This window comes from Streptomyces sp. NPDC020983 (assembly GCF_044333485.1).
In the GTDB taxonomy this organism is placed as follows: domain Bacteria; phylum Actinomycetota; class Actinomycetes; order Streptomycetales; family Streptomycetaceae; genus Actinacidiphila.
On record NZ_JBIRRA010000007.1, the window covers coordinates 186,219 to 196,789 of the forward strand.

The window sequence follows — 10,571 nt, forward strand, 5'->3', positions numbered from 1 at the left end:
ACAATGGCCCGATGGACCACCACGAGGACTCCGGCGGGCCGGGCCGCGTGCCCGTGACGCGCGAGACCGACTTCGGCACCGCCCGCCTGCTCCCGGACATCGACCGCGACCGCGCGTGGCTGCTCACCGTCGACGGCGCCCCGCAGTCGTACGTGGACCTCGACGACCCCGCGCACCTGGAATTCGAGTACGTGCGCCGGATCGCGTACGCCGTCGACGCCGCCTTCCCCGGAGCGCGGCCGCTGGACGCGGTGCACCTCGGGGGCGGCGCGATGACGCTGCCGCGCCTGATCGCCCACGACCGGCCCGGTTCGCGGCAGCAGGTCGTGGAGGCGGACGGGCGGCTCACCGCCCTCGTCGCGGAGGTGCTGCCACTGCCCGATCCCGCGCCGGCCGTGCACACCGCCGACGCCCGCGCGTGGACCGCCGCGGCCGGGACCGGCACCGCCGACCTCGTGGTGGTCGACGTCTTCGGCGGCTCCACCGTGCCCGCAGCCATGACCTCGGTGGAGTTCGTACGGGACGCGCTGCGCGTGCTGCGCCCGGACGGTCTTTACGTCGCCAACCTCGCCGACGCCGCGCCCTTCGCCTTCCTGCGCTCCCAGCTGGCCACGGTACGGGCCGCGCTCGCGGCTCAGGCCCCGGACGGAGGCGACATGTGCCTGCTGGCCGAGCCCGCGGTGCTGCGCGGGCGCCGCTACGGCAACGCCGTCCTGGCGGCCGGCCGCCACCCGCTGCCCGTCGCCGGACTGACGCGGCTGTGCGCCGCCGACGCCTTCCCCGCACGCGTCGTCCACGGTCCCGGCCTGGCCCGTCTGACGGGCGCCGCCGCCCCCGTGACCGACGCCGACGCCAGCCCCTCCCCGCCGCCCCCGGAGGGTGCCTTCACCGTCGGCTGACGCCGGCCCCGCACCCGTACGGCAAGCGCTCCGGCGTCCGCTCCCGCGAGCTCCCGCCCCTACGCCGCCTCCTCCACGGGAGCGGGATGCGCCACCGGGAGCGCGGGGCGCGGCGCCAGCCGCAGGGTGCGGACGTCGCGGAGCAGCAGTACCAGCGCCGTCAGCAGGACGACCAGGGCCGACGAGCCCCACAGCGCCTGCCGCAGGCCGAACGCGGCCGCGGCGGGTCCGGCCGCGGCCACCGCGAGCGGGGTCATGGCGACCGAGCCCAGCCAGTCGTACGCGGCGACCCGCGACATCATGTCCTCCGGGATCTCCTGGTGCATCGCCAGCATCCAGCCGACCGCGAAGACCTCGATCGCGACCCCGCCCGCGAACATCACCAGCGCCAGCGTCCACGCGGGGAGCAGCAGGGCGAGCGCGGCACCGGGCAGGGCGAGAGGGAAGACGCACAGGGTGCCGACGAGCAGCACCCGGCGGGGCTTCCAGCGCATCATCAGCACCGCCCCGCACGCCGTCCCCAGCCCGCCGGCGGCCAGGGCCAGGCCCCAGGGTCCCGCGCCGCCGAGGTGGTCGCGGGAGACCAGCGGCCCGTAGACCGACTCGACCGCCGTGACCATGCCGTTGACGACGGAGAACTGCACGACGATGCCCCACAGCCACGGCCGGCCGGCGACCTCGCGCCAGCCTTCGCGCAGCTCGCCGAGCACCCCGCCGCCGCGCGGCGGCCGGGCGGCGCCGCCGGTGTCGATACGGGCGCGCAGCACCGCGGCGACCACGAAGCCCGCGGCGTCGGCGGCGAGCACCCAGCCGGCGCCGAGCGCCGCGACGAGCGCGCCGCCCAGCGCGGCGCCGCCGACGGTGGCCGCGTTGGTGGACAGCCGGTAGACGGAGATGGCCGGGCCCGCGTGCCGGGCCTCGACGGTGGCCAGTACCAGGCCCTGCGCGGCCGGGGCGAAGAACGCGTGCGCCCCGCCGCCGACCGCCGTGAGCACGGCCATCTGCCACAGCGCGGGGTGCCCGGTGAGGACCAGGGCGGCGAAGAGCGCCTGCGAGCCGGCGTTGACCAGGTTGGCGGCCGCCATGACGTGCTGGCGCGGCAGCCGGTCCGCGAGGGCGCCGCCGACGAGCAGCAGCACGACCATCGCGAGCGTGCGCGCCGCGGCGACGACACCCACGTCCGTGGCGCTGCCGCCCGCCTCGATGACCGCGAAGGCCGCCGCGATCGTCGCCCCCGCGTTGCCCGCGCCGGTGACGAAGGACGCGCCCACCAGGAGCCGGAAGTCGCGTCCCGCCCAGGGGGGCAGGCCGCGGCGGCCGGCCCGGTCGTGTGCAGTCATCCGGGAACTGTGGCCGCAACCCCGGCGTCCTGCCAAACGGTTTACCGGCGGCCCGGGCGGCGGCCGGACCTGCGGCCGCGGCTCCGGCGCGCCGCGCCGCTCACTGCTTGATCGGCCGGATGGTGGACTTGATCCGGTCGACCACCGACTGTGCGAGCTGGTCCGGGACGCCGGTCCTGGCCCACAGCACCCACACGATCGGGGTCGGGGTCTTCTGCGCCGGGTCCAGCCACGCCACGGTGTAGGCGATGCCGTTCGAGGAGCACTTGTTGGCCTTGGGGACGTTCGTCATCGTGGCCTGTGCCTGCCAGCCGCTGATGCCGTAGGCGTTGTGGAAGGCCTTGCTGCCGAGGGCGGCGGAGACGGTGCCCTTGTTGTTCTCCTGGAAGGCCCACTTCGCCCAGGCCCTGGCCTCGTTCTCGGCTGCGGCCTGCAGGCTGGTGGCGCCCGCGCCGCCCTTGGTGCCCGCGGTGGCGTTGCTGGTGCTGACCTTGCCGTCCTTGCAGGTGTCCTCCATGTAGTACGCGGGGGCGCCCACGATGACCTGCGGTTTGCCGGCGTCGTCCTCGTAGCCGACGCTCATCGACTCGCTGCCGACCGTCCAGCCGGGCGGCACGTCGAAGGCCGAGTTGCGCTCGGCGCGCTTGACGACCTTCCAGCCGGGGATGACCGGCGCCACCTCGGTGGAGCCCGCGGGGCCGCGGGGGCTGTCCTCGTCGTCGCCGCCCCCGGCGTCCATGGTGCCGGTCGCGGTGGGGGACGGCGTCGCGGTGGGCGTCGCCGAGGTGGCGGTGGGCGAGGTGGTGTCGTGCGCGTCCGTCTTCTTGCCGTCGTCCTTGCCGACGAGCATTACGGTCACCACGACGGCCGCGATCACCGCGAGGGCGACGCCGATGGCCGTCCCGATCGCGGCCTTGCTGCGGCCCGGCCGCGGCCCGCCCCCGGGCCCGCCCGGGAAGGGCTGCGGGGTCGGGTAGCCGACCGGCCCGGCCTGGGACGGCGCGGAGTACCCGGGCTGCTGGTAGCCGGGCTGGGTGTACGGCGAGGGGGTGCCGTACGGCTGGGTCGGCGGGTACGGCTGGGGCGCCGGAGGCTGCCCGGGCGCGACCGGCGGCCCGGGCGGCGGCCCGGGCGGCTGCTGGCCGGACTGCGGGTAACCCGGCTGCTGGTAGCCGGGCTGCGCGTACGGATTGGGCGGCTGACCGTACGGCCCCTGGGGCTGCTGCGGGGAATTGCCCGCCGGGTTCTGCTCTGGGCCGGATTGTCCCCCGGCCTGCTGGTCTCCTGGCCACATGGCTGGAAACACTAGGGGAGCGGGCGCCGCGGTTCCATGCCGGATGTCCCTACCGGCTGGTAACATCCGGGCATGTCCGAGACCTCGCCGACACCGGCTTCCATAGGCGCATTCCTGACGGCCACCGTGCCGATGGTCCGCACGCTCCGGCTGGAGTACCTGGAGACCACCGCCGAGCGCGCGGTGCTCGCGCTGCCCGACGACCCCGAGTACCACAACCACGTCGCCGGTCCGCACGCCGGCGCGATGTTCACCCTCGCCGAGTCCGCGAGCGGGGCCGTCGTGATCGGCGCGTTCGCCGACCAGCTGGGCCGGGCCGTACCGCTCCCGGTGCGGGCCGAGATCGGCTGGACCAAGCTCGCGCGCGGCCCGCTGACGGCCACCGCGGTGCTCGGCCGCCCCGCCGCCGAGGTCGTCGCGGAGCTGGACGGGGGCAGCCGTCCGGAATTCCCCGTCGAGGTGTCGGTGCGCCGCGAGGACGGCGCCGAGACCTCGCACATGACAATCGTCTGGACGCTGCGCCCGAACAGCTGAGACTCACGGGAGCGGGGTGCACCATCGGCGCCGGGACGGACGCCGGTTGTGCCGCCCCGAGCTGACCGGCCGGAACGCCCGGCGGCCCGGACCGGTTCGCCCGTCCGGTCGGTTAGGCTTCCTGGGAGTGCGCCGGGAGCGCACGTTCGACCGTCGTCGTGGGGAGGGACCTCCTGTGCACGTGCAGGACTGGCTCGACGGCATCCCGCCGGTGGCCGTCTACCTGATGGTGGGTCTGGTGGTCGGCCTGGAGAGCCTGGGAATCCCGCTGCCGGGCGAGATCGTGCTGATGACCGCGGCGCTGATGTCGTCGCAGGGCCACGCCAACCCGTGGCTGGTCGGGGCGTGCGCCATCGTCGGGGCGGTCGGCGGCGACTCGATCGGCTACGCGATCGGCCGCAAGGGCGGCAAACCGCTGCTCGAACGGCTCGGCAGACGCTTCCCCTCGCACTTCTCCCCGGGCCATGTGGCCACCGCCGAGCGCTCCTTCCAGCGCTGGGGCATGTGGGCGGTGTTCTTCGGCCGCTTCGTCGCCCTGCTGCGGATCTTCGCCGGGCCGCTCGCGGGCGTGCTCAAGATGCCCTACGGCCGCTTCCTGACCGCCAACGCGCTCGGCGGCATCGTGTGGGCCGGTGGCATCACCGCCGTCATCTACTACGTGGGCCAGGTCGCCGAGCCGTGGCTCAAGCGCTTCGGGTACGTCGGGCTGGGCATCGCGGTGCTCTTCGGCATCGGCTCGCTCGTGCTGGTCAAGCGGCGCGCGGCGAAGGTGCAGAAGGAGATGGAGTCCGCGCCCGTTGAGGAGGCCGAGGTCGCGGCGGCGCCCGCCGAGTAGCACGGGCGCGGGACCGGCGGCCGTGCGGCGGACCTCCGCTCAGTCCCGCCCGTCCCCGACCGCGTCCCGGTGCACCCCGGCGAGCGCCACGTAGTGCTCGGCGTTGAGCCGCACCACCGCACGCTCCTCCTCGGTCAGCTCGCGCCGCACCCGCGCGGGCACCCCGGCGACCAGCGAGCCCGGCGGCACCTGCATCCCCTGCGGCACCAGCGCCTGCGCGGCCACCAGCGAACCGGCACCGATGCGCGCGCCGTTCAGCACGGTCGCGCCCATCCCGATCAGCACCCCGTCCTCGATCGTGCAGCCGTGCAGCACCGCGTTGTGCCCGACCGAGACGTTCTCGCCCACCACCACGGGAAAGCCCGGGTCGGCGTGGACGGAGCAGTTGTCCTGGACGTTGGAGCCGGCCCCCAGGCTGATGGACTCGCAGTCGCCGCGCAGCACCGCGTGGTACCAGACGCTCGCACCGGCGGCCAGGCTCACCCGCCCGAGCACCACGGAGGTCGGGGCGGTGTACGCCGCCGGGTCGATCTCCGGCCCGGCCCCGAGGATGCCCGCGACCAGCGCCCCGGCCTGCCCCCGTCGCCCGTCCGCCTGCTCCGCCATCCGCTCACGTCCTCATGCCGCTCCGCCGGTTCTCCCCGGCACCGTATACGGTGGCTGCGTGGCCAGGAACGAGAACGTGTTCTTTTCCGCGGACGCGGACGCCGGCCGGGCCCCCGCCCCGGACGCGGATCCCGCCGTGACCGGCGGCGCTCCCGTGCCCGGCGGCCGCGGCCTCGCGGCGCGGCGCCGGCGTGCGGTGTCGCGGCTCGTGCACCGCGCCTGGCGCTGGGCGCACGAGGCCGCCGCCGTCACCGCCGAGCGTCCCGGGCCGCTGCGCTTCGGCCGTATCGGGCCCGGCACCCGGCTGGCGCATCCCCAGGGCACCGTGTTCGGGGAGCGCTGGATCCACCTCGGCGACTACTGCATCATCGGCGAGCAGGTCACGCTCACCGTCGGCCTGCTGCCCCCCGAGGCCGTCCCCGCAGGTCACCCCCCGCCCGACTACGGCCCCGGCCCGGTGCTGCGGCTCGGCCACGGTGTGGTGCTCGGCCGCGACAGCCACGTGGTGGCGCTCGCCCCCATCACGATCGGCGACAACGTCTTCTGCGGCCCGAACGTCTACCTGACCAGCATCAACCACTCCTACGACGACGTGACACGGCCGGTCGGCGAGCAGTGGCCGCGCACCGCCCCCGTGGAGGTCGGCGCCGGCAGCTGGCTCGGCGCCAACTGCGTGATCCTCCCGGGCGCCCGGCTCGGCCGGAACGTCGTCGTGGCGGCGGGCTCCGTCGTGCGCGGCGAGATCCCGGACTACGCGGTCGTCGCGGGCGCGCCGGCCCGCGTCGTCCGCCGCTGGGACGCCGGCGCCGCGGCCTGGCAGCCCCCGCTGCGCACCCCCGCCCCGGGCGTGCCCCTGGTGGCGGCGGAGGGGGCGGACACCGGGCAACTGCGGCCGGAGACCGACGAATTCCAGCAGCCCGCCTGAGCGGGCGGGCGCCGCGGCTTTGCTAGATTCGCCGCATGCGCGCCCCCATCGGAGACTTCGACGACGCCCAGCCCGCCACCGAACGCCGCGAGCTGCTGCCGCCCCCGGTCGCGGCGGCCGTCACCGCCGACATGCTGCACGTCGACAGCGACCCGGAGAAGGCCGACACCGCCGTCTTTGCCGCCACCTACGGCGAGGGGCTGCTGGAGGCGTCGGCGAACTGCGTGGTCGTGGCCGGCAAGCGGGGCCAGGACGTCACGTTCGCGGCGTGCCTGGTGCTCTCCGCCACCCGGGTGGACGTCAACGGGGCGGTGCGCCGGCACCTGGGCGCCCGCAAGGCGTCCTTCGCCCCGATGGAGACCGCCACCGGCGAGACCGGCATGGAATACGGCGGCATCACCCCGGTGGGGCTGCCCGCCGGCTGGCCGCTGCTGATCGACCCCGCCGTGGTCGACACCCCGTGGGTGCTCATCGGCAGCGGTGCGCGCCGAGGCAAGCTCATCGTGCCCGGGAAGCTGCTCGCCGGGCTGCCGAACGCGGTGGTCCTCGACGGCCTCGGCGTCTGAGCGGCCGCCCGGCCCTCAGGAGAGCCGCGGGATCTCGATGGCGGGGCACCGGTCCATGACCATCTCCACCCCCGCCGCCCGTGTGCGGTCCCAGGCCGCCTCGTCGACCACCCCGAGCTGGAACCACACCGCCTTCGCCCCGATCCCGACCGCGTCGTCGGCGACCTGCCCGGCGAGGGCGGAGTTGACGAAGACGTCCACCACGTCCACCGGGAAGGGGATGTCGGCGAGCGAGGCGTATCCCTGCTCGCCCGCGACCGCCTCCGCCTTCGGGTGGACGGGCACGACCCGCTTGCCGTAGCGCCGCAGGACCTCGGCGACGCCGTACGCGGCGCGCGCGGTGTTGTTCGACAAACCGACCACCGCCCAGGTGTCCCCGCCGTCCTCCAGGATCCGCCGTACCGTCGCGCTGTCGCCGTACATGCCGTCCTCCCTCACACGTCACGGCCCGGGCAGGCCGCCGTCCCACGCCCGTACGCCCTGGTCAACCGGGAGACGGGGCGCTCCCATTCCCGGCCCCGCCACCCCCTAGTCTGGACCGGTGGCGGACTCGTACCTGACGGTGGCGCGCGCGGGCGTGCACGAAAGTGAGATCAAGCGCTCGCGCTTCCTGTGCACGCTGGCCCCCGCCCCCGACGAGGAGGCGGCGCAGGCGGTGGTGCGCGAGGTGCGCAGGGCGCACCCGGCGGCCACGCACAACTGCTTCGCCTACGTGATCGGGCCCGACGGGCGGCTGCACCGGGCCAGTGACGACGGGGAGCCCGGCGGGACGGCCGGCACGCCCATGCTCCAGGTCCTGCTGGGGCGCGAGGTCCGCGACACCGTCGCCGTCGTCACCCGCTACTACGGCGGGATCCAGCTCGGCGCGGGCGGCCTGGCCCGCGCGTACGGCGGCGCGGTCTCGGCGGCGCTGGACGAGATCGGCACCGTCGAGCGGCGCCGCCTCGTGCTGCTGACGGTGGGCGTGGACCACGCGCGCGCCGGGCGGCTGGAGAACGACCTGCGCGCGGCCGGCCACGTCCTGCGGGACGTCTCCTACGGCGACTCGGTGACCTTCACGGTCGGGGTCCCGGAGGGCGACGTGCCCGCGTTCGCGTCCTGGCTCGCCGATGTGACGGCGGGCGCCGCCGCCTGCGAGGCGGGCGGCAGCGCCTACGTCGACGTCGGCTAGCGGCGCCCTACCAGCGCGGGGACTTCCTCTCGTACGAGGGGTCGATGCGCTGCATGTAGCCGGTGTCGTCCCGGTTGCGCAGCCCGCAGCGCAGGTACTGCTCGTGCAGCCGGGCGAGCGCGTCGCGGTCCAGCTCGACGCCCAGGCCCGGGGTGCGCGGCACCTGCACGGCGCCGCCGGAGAACTCCAGTGCACCGGGGACGATGATCTCCTCGGTCTTCCACGGCCAGTGCGTGTCGCACGCGTAGGTCAGGTTGGGCGTGGCCGCAGCCAGGTGGGTCATCGCGGCCAGGCTGATGCCCAGGTGCGAGTTGGAGTGCATGGACAGGCCCAGGCTGAAGGTGCGGCAGATGCCGGCCAGCAGCAGGGAGCGCTGCATGCCGCCCCAGTAGTGGTGGTCGGACAGGACGACCTGAACGGAGTCGCGGGCCACCGCGGACGGCACCTCGTCGAAGGCCACCACGCACATGTTGGTGGCCAGCGGCATGGGTGCCTGCAGGGCGACCTCCGCCATGGCCTGCTGGCCGGGCGTCGGGTCCTCCAGGTACTCGAGGACGCCGTCCAGCTCCTGCGCGACCCGCACGGAGGTCTCCACCGTCCAGGCGGCGTTCGGGTCGAGCCGCAGCGGCACACCGGGGAAGGCCTTGTGCAGCGCGCGGATCGCCTCGACCTCCTCCTCGGGCGGCATGACCCCGCCCTTGAGCTTGATCGCGCCGAAGCCGTACTCGTCGGTCATCCTGCGCGCCTGGGCGACGATGCCGTCAGGGTCCAGTGCCTCGCCCCACTCGTCGGGCTCCGCGCCCGGGTGGCCGGCCCACTTGTAGAAGAGGTAGGCGCTGAAGGGCACCGAGGAGCGCACGGCGCCGCCCAGCAGATCGCTGACCGGCAGCCCGGCCGCCTTGCCCTGGATGTCCAGGCAGGCCACCTCGAACGGCGCGAAGACCCGGTCGGTGGTGCTGCTGCTGGTGATCATGCCGGTCAGTCCGTGGCCGTCCGAGCCGGTGTCGCCGGCCAGCGCCGCGGAGATCCGCCGGTGCATGCCGCCGAGGGTGTGCACGTCCATGCCGATGACGGCGTCGACGGCGGTGTGCAGCCGCCGCAGGTGGCCCTCGTCGGCGTACGTCTCGCCGAGGCCGGTGATGCCCTGGTCGGTGTGGACCTCGACGATCGCCCGCAGCGCGTACGGCTCGTGCACGCCGACCGCGTTGAGCAGCGCCGGGTCGCGGAAGGCGACCGGGGTGATGTCGACGCCGGTGATCCTGATGCCGCCGTTCACCGGGCCGCCTCCACCGCGACCAGGGCCCGGCCCGCCTCGACGATCCGGGTGAGCTCGGCGAGATCGCCGGGCGTGGGGTCGGTCAGCGGCGGCCGCACCCCGCCGACGTCCAGGCCGCCGAGCCGCACGGCCGCCTTGACGAGCGAGACCGCGTAGCCGGGGGTGCGCTCGCGCAGGGCGATGAGCGGGTGGAAGAAGCCGGCCAGCAGCCGCTGCACGGTCGCGTCGTCGCCCGTGGTCACGGCCCGGTGGAAGGCCAGCGAGATCTCCGGGGCGAAGCAGAAGACCGCCGAGGAGTAGAGGTCGACGCCGATGCCCCGGTAGGCGGGCACGGTGCTCTCCGCGGTGGGCATGCCGTTGAAGAACTGGAAGTCCTTGGCGCCCGCCACGGCGTCCGCGCGCACCGCGGTGACGATACGGGAGAGCTGGTCGAGATCGCCCAGGCCGTCCTTGAAGCCCACGACCTTCGGCAGCCGGGCCACCTCGAGGGCGGCGGCGACGTCGAAACGGGCGCCGCCGCGCTGGTAGACGATGACGGGCAGGCCGGTGGCCGCGGTCACCTGGGTCACGTATGCGACCAGGCCGGCCGCGGGGGCCTGCACCAGGTACGGGGGCATGAGCAGCAGCCCGTCCGCGCCCGCCTCCTCGGCCGCCCGCGCGAAGGCACGGGCCAGCGGCAGCGAGCCGCCCGCTCCGGCGAAGACCGGGACCCGGCCGCCGGCCGCCGCGACGGCGGTGCGGACCACGTCGGCGTACTCCCGCGGTTCGAGGGCGTGGAACTCACCGGTGCCGCACGCGACGAACACACCGCCGGCCCCCGCCTCGACCCCCCGCCGCACGTGTTCCGAAAGAACCGGAAGGTCGACCGAATCTTCTGGGGTGAACGGTGTCACCGGGAAGAAGAGCACGCCGTCGAGCATTGATGCCTCTCATTGTCCACACATATGAACGCTCATCATGAATGCGAATCTTCCTGGACTGTAGGCGTCCCCTCGCGACCGGTCAATGGCCCGCAGGAGTCGCGGCCCGCGCGCCGTTCCACGGCAGCTTTCGGGGCATCGGGCGAAAACTTGCGGCGGGCAGGGCGGCCGTGCCCGGGGCCGTACCGCCGGGGCGGTCCGGAGG

General features: G+C 74.9%; 12 protein-coding genes. 6 read left to right on the forward strand and 6 right to left on the reverse strand.

Annotated features, from left to right (window positions below; genetic code table 11):
• Positions 1 to 11: 11 nt before the first annotated feature.
• Positions 12 to 899: a spermidine synthase gene (locus ACH4SE_RS17380; RefSeq protein WP_398544246.1), complete on the forward strand. Its 888-nt coding sequence runs from the start codon at positions 12 to 14 to the stop codon at positions 897 to 899.
• A gap of 59 nt (positions 900 to 958) precedes the next feature.
• Here the strand turns inward: ACH4SE_RS17380 and ACH4SE_RS17385 are convergent, their stop codons facing one another.
• Together ACH4SE_RS17385 and ACH4SE_RS17390 are read right to left on the reverse strand one after the other, a co-directional pair.
• Positions 959 to 2,239, reverse strand: a complete 1,281-nt coding sequence (locus ACH4SE_RS17385) for an MFS transporter (protein WP_398544247.1) — start codon at positions 2,237 to 2,239, stop codon at positions 959 to 961.
• Between the two features lie 100 nt (positions 2,240 to 2,339).
• Complete coding sequence (locus ACH4SE_RS17390; RefSeq protein WP_398544248.1) at positions 2,340 to 3,533, reverse strand: hypothetical protein; 1,194 nt, start codon at positions 3,531 to 3,533, stop codon at positions 2,340 to 2,342.
• 72 nt (positions 3,534 to 3,605) lie between these two features.
• Here ACH4SE_RS17390 and ACH4SE_RS17395 point away from each other — a divergent pair, with 72 nt between their 5' ends.
• Together ACH4SE_RS17395 and ACH4SE_RS17400 are read left to right on the forward strand one after the other, a co-directional pair.
• Positions 3,606 to 4,067 carry a DUF4442 domain-containing protein gene (locus tag ACH4SE_RS17395; protein WP_398544249.1) on the forward strand — a complete coding sequence of 154 codons (462 nt, stop codon included), beginning with the start codon at positions 3,606 to 3,608 and terminating at the stop codon, positions 4,065 to 4,067.
• A 175-nt stretch (positions 4,068 to 4,242) separates the two neighbouring features.
• A complete protein-coding gene (locus ACH4SE_RS17400; protein ID WP_398544250.1) occupies positions 4,243 to 4,902 on the forward strand; it encodes a DedA family protein in 660 nt (219 codons plus the stop codon).
• A 39-nt stretch (positions 4,903 to 4,941) separates the two neighbouring features.
• Here the strand turns inward: ACH4SE_RS17400 and ACH4SE_RS17405 are convergent, their stop codons facing one another.
• On the reverse strand, positions 4,942 to 5,508 hold the full coding sequence (locus ACH4SE_RS17405) for a gamma carbonic anhydrase family protein (RefSeq protein ID WP_398544251.1): 567 nt from the start codon (positions 5,506 to 5,508) through the stop codon (positions 4,942 to 4,944).
• Between the two features lie 154 nt (positions 5,509 to 5,662).
• Here ACH4SE_RS17405 and ACH4SE_RS17410 point away from each other — a divergent pair, with 154 nt between their 5' ends.
• A complete protein-coding gene (locus ACH4SE_RS17410) occupies positions 5,663 to 6,433 on the forward strand; it encodes an acyltransferase (protein WP_398544552.1) in 771 nt (256 codons plus the stop codon).
• 35 nt (positions 6,434 to 6,468) lie between these two features.
• The gene (locus tag ACH4SE_RS17415; RefSeq protein WP_398544252.1) at positions 6,469 to 6,999 is read left to right on the forward strand and encodes a YbaK/EbsC family protein; all 531 of its coding nucleotides are present in this window, start codon (positions 6,469 to 6,471) and stop codon (positions 6,997 to 6,999) included.
• 15 nt (positions 7,000 to 7,014) lie between these two features.
• On the opposite strand, the gene ACH4SE_RS17420 is transcribed toward ACH4SE_RS17415, so the two are convergent.
• Positions 7,015 to 7,422 (reverse strand): CoA-binding protein, encoded by a 408-nt coding sequence (locus ACH4SE_RS17420; RefSeq protein ID WP_398544253.1) that lies wholly within the window; start codon positions 7,420 to 7,422, stop codon positions 7,015 to 7,017.
• A 118-nt stretch (positions 7,423 to 7,540) separates the two neighbouring features.
• On the opposite strand from ACH4SE_RS17420, the gene ACH4SE_RS17425 reads away from it, so the two are divergent.
• Positions 7,541 to 8,170, forward strand: coding sequence for a YigZ family protein (locus ACH4SE_RS17425; RefSeq protein ID WP_398544254.1), 630 nt, complete (start codon positions 7,541 to 7,543; stop codon positions 8,168 to 8,170).
• A 7-nt stretch (positions 8,171 to 8,177) separates the two neighbouring features.
• Here ACH4SE_RS17425 and ACH4SE_RS17430 read toward each other — a convergent pair whose 3' ends face one another.
• Together ACH4SE_RS17430 and ACH4SE_RS17435 are read right to left on the reverse strand one after the other, a co-directional pair.
• Entirely contained in the window at positions 8,178 to 9,446 is a 1,269-nt protein-coding gene (locus tag ACH4SE_RS17430) for a glucarate dehydratase family protein (RefSeq protein WP_398544255.1), read from the reverse strand.
• Entirely contained in the window at positions 9,443 to 10,366 is a 924-nt protein-coding gene (locus ACH4SE_RS17435) for a 5-dehydro-4-deoxyglucarate dehydratase (RefSeq protein ID WP_398544256.1), read from the reverse strand. Before ACH4SE_RS17435 ends, ACH4SE_RS17430 begins: the two co-directional genes overlap by 4 nt.
• Positions 10,367 to 10,571: the final 205 nt, after the last annotated feature.